This is a genomic window from Pleomorphomonas koreensis DSM 23070 (genome assembly GCF_000425185.1).
In the GTDB taxonomy this organism is placed as follows: domain Bacteria; phylum Pseudomonadota; class Alphaproteobacteria; order Rhizobiales; family Pleomorphomonadaceae; genus Pleomorphomonas; species Pleomorphomonas koreensis.
In genome coordinates this window covers 12,691-30,306 of sequence record NZ_AULH01000001.1, presented here as the reverse complement: position 1 = coordinate 30,306, position 17,616 = coordinate 12,691, and the positions used below count along the sequence as shown (strand labels likewise).

Annotated in this window: 16 protein-coding genes; 6 read left to right on the top strand and 10 right to left on the bottom strand. The window is 67.4% G+C overall.

The features are described from left to right. Positions 1-71 precede the first annotated feature (71 nt). The 6 genes from H512_RS0100140 to H512_RS21890 form a co-directional block, all read right to left on the bottom strand. Positions 72-1,058, bottom strand: coding sequence for an ABC transporter permease (locus H512_RS0100140; RefSeq protein ID WP_210162638.1), 987 nt, complete (start codon positions 1,056-1,058; stop codon positions 72-74). 24 nt (positions 1,059-1,082) lie between these two features. Further along, positions 1,083-2,576, bottom strand: coding sequence for a sugar ABC transporter ATP-binding protein (locus H512_RS0100135; RefSeq protein ID WP_026781798.1), 1,494 nt, complete (start codon positions 2,574-2,576; stop codon positions 1,083-1,085). A gap of 83 nt (positions 2,577-2,659) precedes the next feature. After that, a complete protein-coding gene (locus tag H512_RS0100130; protein WP_026781797.1) occupies positions 2,660-3,640 on the bottom strand; it encodes an ABC transporter substrate-binding protein in 981 nt (326 codons plus the stop codon). Between the two features lie 73 nt (positions 3,641-3,713). After that, on the bottom strand, positions 3,714-4,697 hold the full coding sequence (locus tag H512_RS0100125; protein ID WP_026781796.1) for an aldo/keto reductase: 984 nt from the start codon (positions 4,695-4,697) through the stop codon (positions 3,714-3,716). A gap of 20 nt (positions 4,698-4,717) precedes the next feature. After that, positions 4,718-5,425 carry a deoxyribose-phosphate aldolase gene (deoC, locus tag H512_RS0100120; protein WP_036789345.1) on the bottom strand — a complete coding sequence of 236 codons (708 nt, stop codon included), beginning with the start codon at positions 5,423-5,425 and terminating at the stop codon, positions 4,718-4,720. Further along, positions 5,425-6,321, bottom strand: a complete 897-nt coding sequence (locus H512_RS21890) for a MurR/RpiR family transcriptional regulator (RefSeq protein ID WP_084798218.1) — start codon at positions 6,319-6,321, stop codon at positions 5,425-5,427. The genes deoC and H512_RS21890 overlap by 1 nt, the downstream gene beginning before the upstream one ends. Before the next feature lie 258 nt (positions 6,322-6,579). Here H512_RS21890 and H512_RS21885 point away from each other — a divergent pair, with 258 nt between their 5' ends. The 3 genes from H512_RS21885 to H512_RS0100100 all read left to right on the top strand — a co-directional run bounded on the left by H512_RS21885 (position 6,580) and on the right by H512_RS0100100 (position 9,191). Next, positions 6,580-8,115: a xylulokinase gene (locus H512_RS21885; protein WP_053239418.1), complete on the top strand. Its 1,536-nt coding sequence runs from the start codon at positions 6,580-6,582 to the stop codon at positions 8,113-8,115. A 188-nt stretch (positions 8,116-8,303) separates the two neighbouring features. Continuing rightward, a complete protein-coding gene (locus tag H512_RS0100105) occupies positions 8,304-8,597 on the top strand; it encodes a putative quinol monooxygenase (RefSeq protein WP_026781794.1) in 294 nt (97 codons plus the stop codon). A gap of 69 nt (positions 8,598-8,666) precedes the next feature. Beyond that, the gene (locus H512_RS0100100) at positions 8,667-9,191 is read left to right on the top strand and encodes a tannase/feruloyl esterase family alpha/beta hydrolase (RefSeq protein WP_026781793.1); all 525 of its coding nucleotides are present in this window, start codon (positions 8,667-8,669) and stop codon (positions 9,189-9,191) included. A 96-nt stretch (positions 9,192-9,287) separates the two neighbouring features. Here the strand turns inward: H512_RS0100100 and H512_RS0100095 are convergent, their stop codons facing one another. The 3 genes from H512_RS0100095 to H512_RS0100085 all read right to left on the bottom strand — a co-directional run bounded on the left by H512_RS0100095 (position 9,288) and on the right by H512_RS0100085 (position 13,032). Beyond that, entirely contained in the window at positions 9,288-10,349 is a 1,062-nt protein-coding gene (locus H512_RS0100095) for a substrate-binding domain-containing protein (protein WP_036789342.1), read from the bottom strand. 84 nt (positions 10,350-10,433) lie between these two features. Further along, positions 10,434-11,486, bottom strand: coding sequence for an ABC transporter permease (locus H512_RS0100090; protein WP_026781791.1), 1,053 nt, complete (start codon positions 11,484-11,486; stop codon positions 10,434-10,436). Between the two features lie 25 nt (positions 11,487-11,511). Beyond that, complete coding sequence (locus H512_RS0100085) at positions 11,512-13,032, bottom strand: sugar ABC transporter ATP-binding protein (protein WP_026781790.1); 1,521 nt, start codon at positions 13,030-13,032, stop codon at positions 11,512-11,514. 203 nt (positions 13,033-13,235) lie between these two features. On the opposite strand from H512_RS0100085, the gene mtnK reads away from it, so the two are divergent. Beyond that, positions 13,236-14,525 (top strand): S-methyl-5-thioribose kinase, encoded by a 1,290-nt coding sequence (gene mtnK / locus H512_RS0100080; RefSeq protein ID WP_053239417.1) that lies wholly within the window; start codon positions 13,236-13,238, stop codon positions 14,523-14,525. Between the two features lie 82 nt (positions 14,526-14,607). Further along, positions 14,608-15,708, top strand: a complete 1,101-nt coding sequence (gene mtnA / locus H512_RS0100075) for an S-methyl-5-thioribose-1-phosphate isomerase (protein WP_026781788.1) — start codon at positions 14,608-14,610, stop codon at positions 15,706-15,708. Between the two features lie 23 nt (positions 15,709-15,731). Here mtnA and H512_RS0100070 read toward each other — a convergent pair whose 3' ends face one another. Then, positions 15,732-16,754, bottom strand: a complete 1,023-nt coding sequence (locus H512_RS0100070; protein WP_053239416.1) for a sugar-binding transcriptional regulator — start codon at positions 16,752-16,754, stop codon at positions 15,732-15,734. A gap of 146 nt (positions 16,755-16,900) precedes the next feature. On the opposite strand from H512_RS0100070, the gene H512_RS21880 reads away from it, so the two are divergent. After that, positions 16,901-17,614 carry a class II aldolase/adducin family protein gene (locus H512_RS21880; RefSeq protein ID WP_245585320.1) on the top strand — a complete coding sequence of 238 codons (714 nt, stop codon included), beginning with the start codon at positions 16,901-16,903 and terminating at the stop codon, positions 17,612-17,614. Positions 17,615-17,616 lie beyond the last annotated feature (2 nt).

Sequence of the window (17,616 nt, the reverse complement as noted above, 5' to 3'; positions counted from 1 at the left end):
CGTCTCCACCATGTCAATCCTGCCCATCGGAACACGGCCCATGGGCCGTGTCCAGCTTCCGGTGACGGAGGTCAGCCCTTCTCGGCCTTGCGGACGCGAATCTGGTCGATGCCGACGGCGATCAGGATCAGCGCGCCGATGATCACCTGCAAGGCAAAGGGGTCGATGCCGAGCAGGTTGCCGCCGTTGCGGATGGTCTGCATGATGATCGCCCCGAGCACGGCGCCGATGGCGCTGCCGGCCGCTCCGAACAGGCTGCCGCCGCCGATCACCACCGCGGCGATGGCGTCGAGTTCGTAGGAGATGCCGGCCGTCGGCACGCCCATGCTGAGGCGCGAACTCAGGAGGATGCCGGCCAGCGCCGCATAGGCGCTCGACAGGCCGTAGACGGCGTAGATGTTCGGCCGCAGGCGGATGCCGGAGAGCCGCGCCACTTCCCTGCTCGATCCGATGATGAAGAAGTTGCGGCCGAGCTGGGTGTAGTTGAGCAGGAACACCGTCACCGCGAACAGCACCATCCAGATGATGAACATGCTGGGAATGCCGAACACGCTGCCGGAGGCGATCTGGCCGAATTCCTTGGGCAGGTTGGCCACCATGCGGGCGCCCGACATGATCATCACCAGACCGCGGACGATGGTCAGCGTGCCCAGCGTGGCGATGAACGGGGTGATCGACACCTCGTGCACCAGGATGCCGTTGAACACGCCGATCGAGGCGCCGATCAGGATGGTCAGCGGGATGCTGAGCCACATCGAGACGCCGGCCTGCAGCATCAGCGCGTTGACGATGCCGGCGATGGCCACCACCGCGCCGACGCTGAGGTCGATGCCGGCGGTGATGATCACCATCAGCATGCCGAGCGCGATGATGCCGTTGATCGACGTCTGCCTCAGGAGATTGGAGAGGTTCTCCGGCGTCGGGAAGACGGCCGAGGTCATGCTCAGGAAGGCGAACAGCACCACGACGATCGCCATGAGCGTGGCGCTGGTGCCGATCCTGAACCTGCCGAGCGCGGCAATCCCCGGGCGCGCCGCGATTTCGAGTTTGTCTGCCACAGTCATTTCCTCCGCTCACGCGTCTCAGGCCTGAAGTCCGGAAGCCAGGCGAACCAGCTTCTCTTCGTCAAAGTCGGAACGGTCGACGATCGCCATCGGCCGCCCCTCGTAGATGACCAGGATCCGGTCGGCCAAACCCATGATTTCCGGCAGGTAGGAGGACACCATGAGAATGGCGACGCCTCCTTCCGTCAGCTTTTCGAAGATCTTGTAGATCTCGCTCTTGGCGCCGACGTCGACGCCGATGGTCGGCTCGTCGCAGACCAGAATCCGCGACTTGGCTGCCAGATTCTTGCCGAGGACGACCTTCTGCTGATTGCCGCCGCTGAGGTTGCGAATGGCCACCGCATCGGACGGCGTCTTGATCGCCAGCCGGTCGACGTAGGTGCGCGCCGCGTCCCGCTCCGCGGTCCGGTCGATGACGCCGAACGGCGAGATGGCCGGATAGTGGGCGAGATTGATGTTGGTCCGCACCGACAGCGGCAGGGCGATCGACTGGTTCTTGCGGTCCTCGCTCATGAAGCCGATGCCGGCGGCAATCGCCTGGCTGGGATGGGTGAAGCGCACCGGCTTGCCGTCGAGGTGGATTTCTCCGCGGTCGAAGGCATCGGCGCCGAAGATCGCCCGCATGATTTCCGTGCGCCCCGAACCGACCAGACCGAACAGGCCGAATATCTCGCCGTGGCGGACGTCGAAGCTGATATCGCGAAAGCGCGGCTCGCGCGTCAGGCCGTCGACCTTCAGCGCCACCTCGCCGGGCCGCGCGCGCTTGATGGTGTACATGTCCTCCATCGACCGGCCGACCATCAGCCGCACCAGATCGTCGGGATTGGTGTCGGCGACCGGCATGGTGCGGACGTGGCGGCCGTCTTTCAGCACGGTGACGCTGTCGCAGATGGCGAAGATCTCCTCCATGCGGTGGGAGATGTAGATGATGCCCTTGCCCTCGGCCTTCAGCCGCCGGATGATCGAGAACAGCAGCTCCGTCTCCTCAGCGGCGAGCAGCGCCGTCGGCTCGTCGAACACCAGGATGTCGGCGTTCTCGAACACCGGCTTGGCGATGGCCACCATCTCCTGCTTGGCGACCGACAGGCTGCTGAGCGGCGCGCGCGGATCGATGTCGTCCAGGCCGAGTTCCCTGAGGAGGGCGCCGCAGCGGTCGTAGGCGGCAGTCCAGTCGATGGTGCCCCAGCGGCCGGTCGGCATGTGGCCGAGGAAGAAGTTCTCCCCCACCGTCAGCGTGCGGGCGAGCGAGATATCCTGGTAGACGGCGGCCATGCCGCTCGCCTGCGCCGCCTGCGGGCTGAAGTCGTGGATGTCGCGCCCCTTGACGGTGAAGCTGCCGGAATCCCGGCGGTAGACGCCCATCAGGATCTTGATCAGCGTCGACTTGCCGGCGCCGTTCTCGCCGACCAGCGCATGAACCTCGCCGGGCTTGAGGACGAAATCCACCTGATCAAGGGCGCGAACCCCCGGAAATGCCTTTGAAATACCGCTTGCGGCGATCAACTCGGCCATGACCGCTCTCCTCCATGCGCCCCGGTCTTGCGTCAACGCGTGTATGTCGAGGCCGGCGCTGACACGCCGGCCTCGCTGCCTGGTCACTTGATGGCGCGGCCCAGCGGATCGAGAAGGTTCTTGTAGGCCTCCTCTTCCATGTTGGCCTTGGTGACGATGCTGGCGCCGGTGTCGACATAGGCGGGCAGCTTCTCGCCGGCGAGCGCCTTGACGACGCTGTCGACGCCCTTGTAGCCCATGCCGTAGGGGTCCTGCACCACCAGCGCCTTCAGCGTGCCGGCGCGCAGCGCCTCGACTTCCTGCGGATCGGAATCGAAGGCAATGGCGACGATGGCGTCCTGCTTGCCCGTCTCGCCCAGCACCTTGGCGACGCCGCTGCCGGTGGTGTTGTTGTCGGCGAAGACGCCGACCAGGTCCGGATTGGACAGCACGAGATCCTGCGCCGTGTTGACGGCGGTGAAGATGTCGTTGTTGACGTAGCGCGCCGGCATCAGCGTCAGGTCGGGGGCGTATTCCTTGAGGCCCTGCTCGAAGCCGCTGTCGCGGTCGATCAGCACCTGCACGCCGGCCATCGAGCTGATCAGCGCGACCTTGCCGGTGAGCGGCTTGCCGGCCGCCTTCAGCTCTTCGACCATCTGCTTGGCCGCCATCTTGCCGCCGGCGACGTTATCGGTGGCGAGGAACGAGGTGACCTTGTCGGTCTTGACGCGGTTGTCGATGGTGACCACCGGAATGCCCTGGTCCATCGCCCGCTCGATGGCCGGCACGGTGGCTTCCGAGCTGGTCGAGGAGATGACGATGCCGGCCGGCCCGCGCGACACGGTATCTTCGAGAATCGACACCTGCTGGTCGATGTCGGCCTCCGACGGCGGGCCGTTGGTGGTGACGGTGACGCCCTCGTGCTCCTTGGCGTAGTTCTGGGCGCCGACCAGCACCGCCTGCCAGAACTCCGAATTGGTGGCCTTGATGATGACGGCGACCTCGATCGGATCCTTGGCGAAGGCCGAGCCGGTGACCAGCGCCAGCGCGGTGGCGGCGCACAAGCCTACGATGAACTTCCTCATGTTATCCTCCCAGGTGGATGCCGACCGCCGATCGGCGTGCCGGCGCAAGTTTTTGACGTTCCTCCAAACGGTCCTAAAGGTTGTTGGTCTCCAGCACCTCCCTGATATCGTTGAGAGTTGTCTCGGACAGCTCGACGTCGGCCGCCGCGGCGTTGTCGGCGATCTGGTCGGGCCGGTGGGCGCCGCAGAGGACCGAGGTGACGGCCGGATTGCGGCAGAGCCAGGCGAGCGCCAGGTGCGTCATGCTGACGCCGGCCTCACGGGCGATCGGCCTCAGCTCGTCGACGACGGCGACGTAGCGGCGGTAGCCGTCGCCGGCCAGCTTGGGATTGGCCGAGCGGATGTCGTTGGAGCCGAATTTGCTGTCGGCGTTGAAGCGGCCGGTCAGGAGGCCCTGGAACAGCGGGCTGTAGGGCAGGAAGGCCATGCCTCTTTCAAGGCAGAGCGGCAGGATCTCGCGCTCGGCCTGATACTCCAGGGGAATGGCGTGATAGCTGTCGGTGTTGCGTTCCAGCATGTTGTAGAGCCCCTGATAGGTGCTCACCGGAACGAGCCTTGCCAGCGCCAGCGTGTCGGCGACCGAGTAGTTGGTGACGCCGACCGCGCCGATCTTGCCCTCGTCGAGCAACCGCCGCAGCGCCCGCGCCGTCTCCTCAAGCGGCGTCGCGTGGTCGGGCCAGTGCAGTTGCAGGAGGTCGAGGTGGTCGGTCCCGAGGCGGCCGAGCGAGCCTTCCACATCGGCGATGACGGCCTGGTAGGACAGATCGCGCCGCGTGGTACGGCTGTCGTCCCAGAGAAGGCCGCACTTGCTCGCCAGGAAGATCTGGTCGCGCCGTCCCGCCAGCGCCTTGCCGAGCAGCGTCTCCGAGCCGTGGAAGCCGTAGACCGGCGCCGTGTCGAAGAAGGTGACGCCGCAGTCGATGGCCTTGTGCACGGTGGCGATCGATTCCGCGTCGTCGGAATCGCGCCAGCCGGACCCGGCCCCCAGCGACCAGCAGCCAAAGCCGATGGTCGAAATGCGAGCGTCGGGCAGGGCCGGAACGGTCTTGTATTTCATCTTGCTCTCCCAGTGATCTGTCAGGTGCCGGCCAGTTCGGGGAAGGATTCCGGCTTCGCGTCGAGGTGTTCGAGCAGGGAACGAGCAGCCGAAAGGCTCATGCCGAAGCGGCGCACGCCGAGGCGGTAGAACGCCCGGACATCTTCCAGCGTCCTGACGCCGCCGGCCGCCTTGAGGCCGACGCGGTCACGCACCTGGTCGGCAATGATGGTGAGGTTGGCCACCGTGGCGCCGGTCGGCGCCCAGCCGGTCGCCGTCTTGATCCACCTGGTACCGTTGTCGATGGCAATGTCGCAGCAGCGCCGGATGGTCGCCTCGTCGAGGTGATGGCATTCGAAGATCACCTTGATCGGCGTCGGCGCCACCGCCTCGGCGACGGCGCGGATGTCGGCGCCGACATAGGCGAAGTCGCCGCTCAGCGCCTTGGCGATGCACATCACCATGTCCACTTCCTCGGCGCCGTCGGCCACCAGGCGGCGGGCCTCGGCCACCTTGATGTCGGTGACGTGGGCGCCGCTCGGGAAGCCGATCGGCGCGCCGACCAGCGTCGACCCGCCCTTGGGCAGCAGATCGCGAAGCAGCGGCACCCAGCAGGGCAGCACGTGGACGGCGATGATGTCCCGTTCGAGGGCGTAGGCGGCGACCTCACGGACGTCGCGTTCGGAGTTGATCGCCTGGACAGCGCTCAGGTCGATAAGGCGCGCAAAACGGCTTGCAATGGCAGACATCAGGAATTCTCCGGATTCGTTTCTTCAGTCCCGGGGGAGGTTTCGCCCCGAAAATTGCGGATGATCGCCTCTTTCATGGACTTGATCTTCAAGGCGCCGGCGGCGCCTCGCATCTGCGCCGTGGCAATGGACAGGATGTCGACGATGCAGAGGGCGGCGATACGCGAGATGGTCGGCGTGTAGATGTCGGTGTTGTCGAGGGTCGGCACGCAGAGCACGACGTCGGCCGACCGGGCGAGCGGCGCCTCGGCCGAGGAGGCAACCACCACCACCGCCGCGCCGTTGGCGCGTGCCGCGTCGATCGACGGCTTCATGGTGGCGTTGCGGCCGGTGTTGGAGAAGACGACCACCACGTCCGCGGACGACAGCGAGGCGGCGTTGATCAGAATCTGGTGGCTGTCGGTCTCGGCGACGCAGGGAATGCCGAACAGCGGAAATTTCTGCTGGGCATCGCGGGCAACGATGCCGGAAGCGCCGTTCCCCCAGAAATGCAGCGATCGGGCGCCGGCCATAAGCTTGACGACCCGCTCCAGGGCTCCGACGTCGATCTGGCGCCTGAGGTTGTCGAGATTGCTGACGGAGAAGTCGAGAACGCGGGCGGCGATCTCGCCCACCGAACTGCCCGGCTGAATTTCGGCGTGGGTCGCCGGCAGGCCGATCGCCTCGGCGCCGGCCATCTTGATGCGAAACTCCTGCAAACTGTCGCAGCCGAGCTTGCGGCAGCAGCGCAGCACCGTCGGCTCGCTGACCCCGACCGCTTCCGCCAGCCTGGCCAGCGACAGGCGCATCGCCTCCTCCGGCGCGGCCAGGACAAATTGCGCCACCAGTCGCTCTCCGCGGGACAGTTCACCCGCTTCGAGAGCCGCCTGTATCCGGATCACGAAATGAGTGGCCATTCCCACCTCTCAAAACGAAGTTTTGCTACACAAATCTGGAATACCAGGTGTCTATGCACCAGCGACGGGACAGTGTCAACGGCGATGAATCAAAGACGGCACTGCTCCGATTCTCACTTATATGACTGTTATAAAATTTCTTTTCAGGAGTTCGCCACAACGCCGAGGGCGTCATTAGCCATTAGTATGATAGGCTGACCCTTTTGTGGTATTCCAGATTTATGGTAGCACTACGCAATCAAAAAGGTGGTTCCCCATATGACGCGCGACAGAATTTTGGCGATCGACATCGGCACGGGCAGCGTCCGCGTGGCACTGGTCGGCCTCGACGGCCGCATCGAGGCCATGGTTCAGCGCGAACACGACCAACTCACGCCGAAACACGGCTGGAGCGAGCAGCGCGCAAGTCAGTGGTGGGCCAACGCGGAGGCCGGCATCCGTCAGATCCTGGCCGAACATCCGAGCGCCGCGAACCAGCTGCTGTGCATTGCCACCTGCGGCCAAATGCACGGCACCGTTCTGGTCGACGACAACCTTCGCCCGGTGCTCGACGAGGTGCCGCTCTGGAATGACAAGCGTTGCGAGGCCGAGGTCAGGGCGTTTTCGGCGCGCGACGACCTGTCGCGGATCATGACGCTGACCGGCAATCCGCCGACCACGGCCTGGCCGGCCTTCAAGCTGATGTGGCTGAAGACGCACCGGCCGGAGGCATGGAGCAAGGCGACCGGCGTGCTGATGCCGAAGGACTTCATCAACGCCTGCCTGACCGGCGTGCGCGCCACCGATCTCAGCGAAGCCTCCTGCTTCTATCTTCTCGACGCCCGCACCGGCCGCTACGACGGCGGCCTGCTGGCGCTGTTCGGGCTCGATCCCGGCTTCTTGCCGGAGATCAAGGCGGCGACGGACGTCATCGGCGCGGTGTTGCCGGCGGTCTGTCGCTCGACCGGCCTGCCGGAAGGTCTGCCGGTCGTGGCCGGCACCTCCGACATGGCGGCCTCCATCCTGGGTTCCGGCGTCCATGAATCCGGCGTCGCCTCCGACAGCACCGGGACCTCCACGCTGCTGACCGTCGTCAGCGACGCCCCGCGCCCCGCCGTTGGCGTGAACAACCTCCACCTCGCCAACCGGGCCTGGGGCGTGTTCACCATCCTCGACGCCGGTGGCGACGCCATGCGCTGGGCGCGCCTCGCCTTCCACGACAACGCGCTGTCCTATGCCGAGATCGCCGCCATGGCGGAGGGATCGCCGGCCGGCTGCGGCGGGCTCGTGTTCCTCCCCTATCTTTCCGGCGAGCGCAACGCCGCCCGGCATAACGCGCGCGCGCAATTCTTCGGGCTCACTCGCCGCCACCGCGCCGGCGACATGCACCGCGCGGTTATCGAAGGCTCGGCCTTCGGTGCCCGCCGCTGCCTCGACGACCTGACGGCGGCCACCGGTCCGATCAGCCGGCTGATCGCCTCGGGCGGCGGCTCGCGCTCCGACTTCGTGCTGACGGTCAAGGCGTCGATCTACGGCCTGCCGATCCTGCGCACCGCCGACGCCGAGAACGGCATCGTCGGCTGCGCCATGATCGGCGGCCTCGGGCTCGGCACGTTCGCGGACACGGCGGCCGCCGTCCGCGCCTGCGTACGGTTCGACCGGGAAATTCAGCCCAATCCGGCCTGGCAGGACAAGTATTCGCGCCTCTTCACGGTGTTCAACGACCTCTACCGCCTGAGCGCGCCCTTTTACGACGTGCTCGACGCCGTCGAAGGGGATTATCGGCACGCCGCCCCCGGCGACGAGATCCACTGACGCGTTCGTGTGCCTTTGCGGCGCCGCTCCAATCCGGGATCGGCGCCGCGCACGGACTTGAAGCTTGAAACGGCATGCCTGCCCGCCACGGCCGTCCGCCGGACATCGCATCCCGGACGGAATGGAGGCGGGCGCCGTCGCGTCGGTGGCAGCTGGCAGCTTTTCCGCCGAAGGAACAAGGAGGTACCATGGAAATCTCTCTGATCGCCCATTTGGAGGCGCACGACGGTCTGTCGGAAAAGCTGGCGACGGGCCTGTGCGATCTGGCCAGGGAAGTCCGCGCCGAACCGGGCAACCGGCTGTTCCAGGTCTACCAGCGGCGCGACGAACCCCACCGTTTCGAAGTCGTCGAGACCTATGCCGACGAGGCCGCCTTCAAGGCTCACATGGCCACGCCGCACAGTCTGAAGTTCGCCGTCTGGCTGAAGGATGTTGCCGTTGGCGGCACGTCCACACTGACCTTCCTCAACGCCCTGCCCTGATCGGGCAAGTCGCGAGATGGTTGCGAGCACTTGCCTCGCAGGTCCGGGGATCGCGGCGGGCCATGGAGGATGGCCGCCACGAAGCTGATCGCCTTCTGCGGGCAGGCCGAGCAACGCCTCTGCTTCACCGGCTGCCCGGATGGCGGCCGCGAAGCGGTGTTGGAGGCGCTTATGAAGGAGATCGTCGGGGTGGCGGTCGCCGGCTTCGAGCGGCTCTACCTGCTGCGCGGCATCTACCATTGCGTTAACGGCGAGGGCATGGGCTCGGTCGATTTCCTGAAGCCGCTGATGGCCTGCGTCGAGGACGGGGCGGCGCCGGACGCCGTCGTCACGCGCACCGCAACCGACGGCGGCAATTCCTTCGGCCTGCCGACGGCCAAGAAGACCGGGAAGCCGGCCGGCGCGCCGGCCGCCCCGGCCGAACCGGCGATGCAGCGCGAACGGCCGGTCTATCCCTATCCGGCGCTGGCCAAATATGTCGGCGGCGAGCCCAACCGGCCGCGAGCTTCGTCAAGAGCGATCCGCTCCATGCCGATCCGGCGCCGCCCCTGGGCCGGAGAGGACTTCTTCCGGCCGTATCAGCCGGCGGAGTGACGGCCAAGGAGCAGGCGTCCTCCGCTGATACCGCTCCAAAGGAGAAGCCGGCACCCCCCGAGGATGCCGGCTTCTTCGTTCGCAGGGCGTATGCGATCAGCGCTTCGGCTCGGGAATCCACGCGGCCATGGAAACATCGGCCTTGGAGAACTGCGGCAGCTTGGCCGCGAGATCATCCATGTTGCGGATGCCCTTCTCGATCAGCATCTGCCGGGTGATCAGCGTCGGCGGCACCACCACCTGCTGGCCCGTCTCGACGCCGGCCAGTTGCAGCGCCAGCGTGCGCACGCAGACCTCGCCGACCACCGCCGACGACGTCGCCGCCGTGGCCGCCCAGGCGCTGTTGTCCTCGACCATCGCCGAAATGTCCGGCGTCGAGATGTCGGCCGAGTAGATCTTGATCTTCTCGTTGAGGCCGGCTTCGTCGACGGCGGTCTTGGCGCCCTTGGCGAACTCGTCATAGGGGGCGAAGATGACGGAGATGTCGGGATTGGCGCGCAGCACCGCCGCCGTCTGGTCGGCCACCGAGTTGGCGATCGGGTTGTTCATGGTGCCCCAGTGCGCCACTTCCTCGATGCCCGGATACTTCTTCTTGAACGCCTGCCAGGTCTCGTCGCGGCGGTCGAGCGGGGCGATGCCCGGCACGTAGACGTAGCCGGCCTTGAAACTCTCGCCGTTGTCGGCGATCGCCTGCTCAAGGGCGAGGCGGGCCAGCTCGCGGTCGTTCTGCTCGATCTGCGGGATATCGGGGTTCTCGCAGTTGACGTCGAAGGCGACCACCTTGAAGCCCTCGGCCACCGCCTGCGCCGCCGGGTCCTTCAGCGTTTCGGTCAGGCCGTGCTGGAGGATGATGCCGTCGACGCCGAGGTTCATCGCCTGCTGCAGCATCTCCGCCTGCAAGGCCGCGTCCTGGCGGGAGTCGAGCACGTGCAGGTCGAAGCCGAGCGCCTCGGCCTGGCGCGTCACGCCGGCCAGATAGAACTGGAAGAAATCGCCGGTCGAAAGATAGCGCACCAGCGCGATCTTCACCTTGCGCTCGCCGACGACGCCGGGGGCGCCGGCCAGGCCTTCGGCGAAGGCGGGGCGGAGCGGCAGGCCGGCGGCGGCCGTGGCGGTGGCAAGCCCGGCAAGGAAGGTCCGTCTGTCGATTGTCGTCATTTTCTCACTCCTCAAATGACCGTTGACCATTCTCCGGGGCGCGCCTCCTCCGCACGCCGCGGCATATCCTCGCGATTTCCGGCATCAGCGACGCTGCGAGGACGCGAAGCCGAAGGTGAACAGCAGGGCGAAGACAAGGACGAGGCCCTTGACGAAGTCCTGCGCGTAATAGGGGGCGTTGAGCATGGTGAGGCCGTTGAGCAGCGTGCCGACGAACAGCGCGCCGACCGCCGTGCCGAACACGTTGGGCTTCTTGGCGCCGAGCACGGCATAGCCGATCAGCGCGGCGGCCACCGAGTCGAGCAGCAGCGACGAGCCGGAGGTGACGTCGCCGCGGCCGACGCGGGCGGCGAGCAGGATGCCGCCGACCGAGGCGAACAGGCCGGAGATCATGTAGGCGGCGATCTTGTAGCGCTCGACCGGCGCGCCGGCGAGACGGGTGGCCTTCTCGTTGCCGCCGATGGCATAGAGCACGCGGCCGTGGCGCGAGCGCTCCATGAACACCCAGAGGATGACGGCGGCCACCAGCATGATGATCACCGGCAGCGGGATCAGGTCGAACAGCCGGTAGCGGCCGAGCGCCAGGAAAGCATCGGTGAAGCTGCCGGTGGCGGCCGAGCCGTCGGACAGCGTCATGCCCTTGGCGATCGAGCGGCCGCCGGTCGGGATCAGTTGCAGGCCGAGCAGCAGGAACATCATGCCGAGCGTCGCCAGAAGGTCGGGAATGCGGCCCTTGACGATCAGCACGCCGTTGAGAAAGCCGATGAAGGCGCCGAGAGCCAGGCAGACGAGAACGGCGAGCAGGGTGCCCTGGTTGAGGATCACCATCACGTAGCTCGACGCCATCAGCGACATGGCCGCCGTCGAACCGATGGAGAGGTCGAAGCCGGCGATGGCCAGCGTGACGGTGACGCCGAGCGCCAGGAGAGCCGTCACCGACACCGCCTGCAGGATGGAGAATAGGTTGCGGGCGTTGGCGAAAGCCGGCTCCAGGCGCCAGAAGACGATGACCATCACCGCGAGGATGATCAGGAGGCCGAACTTGATGACGAAGTCCTTGACGGTAAAGGCCGGTCTGGCCGAGCCGCCCGGGGCCGCAGCCGTCGGCGCGGCCGGATTCGGAGATGGAGTCTGCATGATGGAAGCCTTTTGTCTTCAAGCGTCAGGCGAAGGTGGCGTGGGTGCCGGCACCGCTGATCTCGGCGACCAGCGCGTCGAGCGACAGGCCGTCGATCGAATGGCCGCCGACCACCGAGAAGTCGCGCATCACCAGGATGCGGTCGGCGATTTCGGTCGCTTCCTCGAGGTCGGCGCAGATGACCAGCGTCGCCCGGCCGGCCGCCGTGTCGCGCAGCCGGCGGCCGATGTCCTGGCGGGCGCCGATGTCGACGCCCTGGAAGGGCTCGTCGAGGATGAGCAGGCGGCAGGGCCGGATCAGCCAGCGGCCGAGCACCACCTTCTGCTGGTTGCCGCCCGACAGCGAGCCGATCGGCACGTCGACCGACGGGCACTTGATGGCGAGGTCGGCCACCTGGCCGCCGGCCGCCCGCCGCTCGTCGTCGGGGCTGACCAGCGACAGCCGGGAAAAGTGCCTCAGGAACGGCAGCGTCATGTTGTGCAGTACCGAGAACTCGGCGACCAGCGACGAGTTGCCGCGATCCTCGTGGGCCATGAACACGCCCTCGGCGATCGCTTCGCGCGGCGAGGCGGCGCGGAACGGCTTGCCGTCGATGGTTACCGTGCCGGCATGCGGCGCGGCGGTGCCGAACAGGCAATCGGCGAACTCGGTCCTGCCGGCGCCGATCAGGCCGGTCAGCACCACCACTTCGCCCTCGCGGAGGTCGAGGTCGAAGGGGGCCGAGGTCGGCGTCAGCGCGAAGTCGCGGATCTCCACCACGGTGCGGCCGCCGGCCGTGCCGCGCTCGCGGCCGCCCTCGCCGACCCGGTGGCCGACCATGGCGTGGACGATGCCGTCGAAATCGAGCGGCCGGACGAACTCGGCGCGCGTGCGGCCGTCGCGCATCACCACCGCACGGTCGGCGAGGCGACGAATGTCGGACATGCGGTGGCTGATGTAGACAATCGCCACGCCGCGCGCCCTCAGATCCTCGATCAGCGCGAACAGCCGGGCCGCCTCGGCCTCGGACAGCGAGGAGGTCGGCTCGTCGAGGATCAGCACCTTCGGATCATGCGACAGGGCGCGGGCGATGGCCACCAGCTGGCGCTCGGCCTGGCCGAGTTCGCTCATCGCCTTGCCGAGCGGCAGGTCGAGGCCGAGGATCGCCTGGATGTCGCGGGCCCGCGCCGTGATGGCGGCGCGGCTCAGCAGCAGCGGCCCGTCGGGCCGGCAGATCTCGTCGAGCGCCAGGTTCTCGGCAACGGTGAGCTGCTGCACGACGCCGTCGTTGATGATCTGGTGGACGGTGTGGATGCCGGCGGCGCAGGCTTCGAGCGGCGAGCGGAAGTCCACCGCCGCGCCGTCGATCTCCACCGTGCCGGAATCGGCGGGATGCACGCCGCAGAGAATCTTGATCAGCGTCGACTTGCCGGCGCCGTTGGCGCCCATCAGCGCCAGTACCTCGCCGCGCCGGATGTCGAGGTCGACGTCGATGACCGCATGCGTGCTGCCGAAACGCTTGTTCAGCCCGCGGATGCGGATCACCCCTCTCCCTGGTTCTGTCATGCCGAAAACCGCCTCCACGGATGCTTGGCAGGGGGCCTCCTCCAGACCCGATGGCGGCAACCTAGCCACATGAACATCAATTGTCAATCGATCTTGACAAATGACGAAAACCAGACCAACCTCCGCCCTCGACAACCTGTGCCGGCCGGCGAGGAGCGATACGGCCGGCGGCAGGACCAGCGACGAGGGATGGAGAAGACCCGATGACAGACGTTCGGAGCGCCCGCACCGGCGGCGCCGACTACCGGCCGATGACCGAAAGCACGCTGGCGTCCTATCTCGCCGGCTTTGCCGAGGTCGCGGCCATTCTTGGCGCGGCGCCGCAGGACTGGAACGTCAGCGAGGTCGGCGACGGCAATCTCAACCTGGTGTTCATCGTGCGCGGGCCGAAGGGCGCGCTGATCGTCAAGCAGGCGCTGCCCTACGTGCGTCTCGTCGGCGACGGCTGGCCGCTGCCGCTCGACCGCGCCTTCTTCGAGAGCCAGGCGCTACTGACCGAGGATGCCGCCGCGCCGGGCCTGGTGCCGAAGGTGGTGCTGTTCGACGCCATGCAGGCGCTGGTGGTGATGGAATTCCTCACTCCGCACGTCATCATGCGCAAGGGACTGATCGACGGCGTCGAGTTTCCGCGCTTTGCGGCGACGCTGGCCGAGTTCATGGCGCAGACCCTGTTCAAGACCTCCGACCTCTATCTGCCGGCCGCCGAGAAGAAGCGGCAGATGGCGGTGTTCTGCGCCAATACCGAACTCTGCCGGATCACCGAGGATCTGGTGTTCACCGACCCCTACCGGGCGGCCAAGCTCAATCGCTGGACCTCGCCTGAACTGGACGACATCGCCCTGGAGTTCCGCGCCGACGGCCCGCTGAAGGCGGCGGCCCAGGCGATGAAGCTGAAGTTCCTCTGTCACGCCGAGGCGCTGGTGCACGGCGACCTGCATTCCGGCTCGATCATGGCGACGGCCGACGACGTGCGCGTCATCGATCCGGAATTCGCCTTCTTCGGGCCGATGGGCTTCGACGTCGGCGCGCTGATCGGCAACCTGATCCTCGCCTATCTCAGCCAGATCGGCCACGAGGACGACAAGGGCGGCCGCGACGGCTATCGCGCCTGGATCCTGAGGCAGATCGTCGACGTCTGGACGCTGTTCTCGGCCCGCTTCGTCGAGCTGTGGTCGACCGAGGGCAAGGGCGACGCCTTCACCGCCGAGCTGTTCACCGACGCCGAGAGCCGGGCGGCGCTGGCCGAGGAGCAGGCCCGCTACATGCGGGCGCTGTTCGAGGACACGCTGGGCTTTGCCGGCTGCAAGATGATCCGCCGCATCCTCGGCCTCGCCCATGTCGCCGATTTCGAGAGCATCGCCGACACGGCGGTGCGGGCGCGCGGCGAGCGGCGGGCGCTGCGGCTCGGCCGCGATCTGGTGGTCAACCGGGCGCGCTTTGCCGATATCGGCGCCGTGGCGGCGGCTGTCGTCGCCGCCGATGCCGCTCGTTGACGACAGGACGATCGCATTCCAATAACCCCACATCGACGGACTGTTCGGCGCCTGGGGCGCGCGACGGCGACCGGAGGCTTTGATGAAGATCCACGGCAAGACCATGCGGACGATCTGGGTTGCGGACGACAGCTGGGGGGTGGAGATCATCGACCAGACCCGGCTGCCCTTCGAGGTCAGGACGCGCACCCTGCGCTCCTGGCAGGAGGCGGCCTCGGCCATCCGCGACATGGTGGTGCGCGGCGCGCCGCTGATCGGCGCCACCGGCGCCTACGGCCTGGCGCTGGCCATGCGCGAGGACTCCTCGGACGAAAACCTCGAGCGGGCCTACGCGGCACTGCTCGCCACCCGCCCGACCGCCGTCAACCTGCGCTGGGGCCTCGACGACCTCAGGGGCCGCCTCACCAGCGTCGCCCCGTCCGAGCGCATGGGCCTTGCCTATCGCCGGGCCGCCGAGATCTGCGACGAGGACGTCGAGACCTGCAAGGCGATCGGCCGCCACGGCCTGGCCATCATTCGCGACCTCTGGGAGAAGAAGGGCAAGCCGCCGCGCTTCAACGTGCTCACCCACTGCAACGCCGGCTGGCTGGCCTGCATCGACTGGGGCACGGCGCTGGCGCCGATCTACATGGCCTTCGAGGCCGGCATCCCCGTCCACGTCTGGGTCGACGAGACGCGGCCGCGCAACCAGGGCGCCAGCCTGACCGCCTTCGAACTCGGCCAGCACGGCGTCGACCACACGGTGATCGCCGACAATTTGGGCGGCCACCTGATGCAGCACGGCCTCGTCGACATGGCGATCGTCGGCACCGACCGCACCACGGCGACCGGCGACGTCTGCAACAAGATCGGCACCTACCTCAAGGCGCTGGCCGCCCATGACAACGGCGTACCGTTCTACGTCGCCCTGCCGTTCACCACCATCGACTGGACGCTCGAGGACGGCCTCCGGGACATCCCGATCGAGGAGCGCGACGCCCGCGAACTCAGCCACATCACCGGCCGCACGGCCGATGGCCGGCTCGAAACGGTGGGCATCCTGCCCGAGGGCAGCCCGGCGCTCAACTACGGCTTCGACGTGACGCCGGCCCGTCTGGTCAGCGGCCTCGTCACCGAGCGCGGCGTCGCCGAGGCGAACCGCGAGGGACTGCTCGGGCTCTATCCCGAGCGGAGGGACGCATGAGCCTGCCCCGGCCTGCCCAGCGCCTAGAGACGGCCGAGGATGTTGCGGGCGGTCGGCTCGTCGGTGATCAGCGCGGTGAGGTAGCCGCCGCGCAGGGCGCCGAGGATGGCGTCGGTCTTGTCGGGGCCGCCGGCAACGGCGATGCGGGCCGGCACGGCGCGCACGTCATCGAGGGTGATGCCGATCATCCGGTCGTCCATGCTGCCGCGCAGCCAGTTGCCCTCGACGTCGTAGAAGCGGCCGGCGATGACGCCGACCGCCCCTTTCGTGATGTAATACTTGCTCTCGTCGACCGAGATCAGGCCGGAGGCGAACACCAGGCTGTTGGCCTTCACCGTGCAGATGCCGAACAGCAGCTTGTTGCAGGAACGGATGCGGGCGAACTGCTCCTGGATGGTCGGCTCGCGCATCAGCGCGTCGCGCAGCGCCGCGTTGGAGAGCGCGGCCGGCGCGTGCAGGCTGATCGAGCGGGCATGCAGACGGCGGGCGATGAAGGCGACGCATTCCTCGGCCGTGAAGCCGTCGTAGGCCGAGCGCTGGCTGCCGATCACCTGCACGACGCAGCTGTCGGGCATGGCCTTCTCCGGCAGGTTCTCGGCCAGCGTCAGCACCGTGCGTCCCCAGGCGACGCCGAGCACGTCGCCGTTGGTCAGGATCTGGTCGAGATACTGGGCGCCGGCCCGGCCGATACGCTCGCTCGGCGGCCGCATGCCGCCGTCGAAGGGAATGACCATGCATTCGGCGAGGCCGAAGGCCTGCTTCAGCTGCTGGGCGAGGTCGATGGAATTCAGAAGCTCCGGCCGGACCACCACCTTGACGTAGTGCAGGTCGCGCGCCTGCTGCAGATAGTTGACCACCGTCGCCCGCGACACGCCCATCAGGTCGGCGATCTGGCTCTGCGTCAGCTCGTCGTGGTGGTAGAGCCAGGACGCCCACAGCAGCGGATCGGTGAGATATTCGCCCGGCCGCGGCAGCGGCGTCCGGCCGTCGGCCTCGGTGGCGGCCGGCCGCTCGGCCTTGTCCTTCGTCCTAGAGCGCAGCGCCATGATCTTTCCAGCCCCATCGTCCGAAGCGCGACACCTCGGCCTGACAATTGACAACCTCAGTTAACATAGGCACTCACTCGCGCCAAGAGCCATCACGCGACCAACCTGTCGACCGGCGCTGCCGGTCCCTCCATCCAAGGACCCCAATGATGCCCGCCAGCCTTGCCGATCGATCCCATCTCGCGCTCCGGACCGAGATCATCCGGACCTGCCGCGACATGAACGCCTCCGGCGTCAACCAGGGCACATCGGGGAACGTCAGCGTGCGGATCGGCGACGGGCGGTTCCTGGTGACGCCGACCGGCATCCCCTACGCCGACATGACCGAGGACCAGATCGTCGAGATGACCTTCGACGGCACCTATTACGGCCCCTGCCGGCCGACCAGCGAATGGCGCTTCCACCGCGACATCTTGCAGCGGCGGACGGACATCGACACGGTGATCCACACCCACTCGATGTTCTCGACGGTGATCTCCTGCCTGCGCCGCGACATCCCGGCCGTCCACTACATGGTGGCCGCCGCCGGCGGCGAGGATATCCGCTGCGCCGAATACGCCACCTTCGGCTCGCAGGCGCTGTCGGACCACGCGCTGAAGGCGCTGGAAGGCCGCCTCGCCTGCCTGCTCGCCAACCACGGCCTGATCGTGCTCGGCGCCGACCTGCGCCGGGCCCTGTCGCTGCTGGTCGAGGTGGAGACCATCGCCGCCCAGTACTGGCGGACGCTCGCCGTCGGCACGCCGGTCATCCTCGACAGCGCCGAGATGCAGAAGGTCTTCGCGATGTTCAAGGTCTATGGCCGCCAGGACGTCGGTGATTCCGACCTCGTTTGCGGCGGCCTGACGCCGCCCGCCGCCTGAGA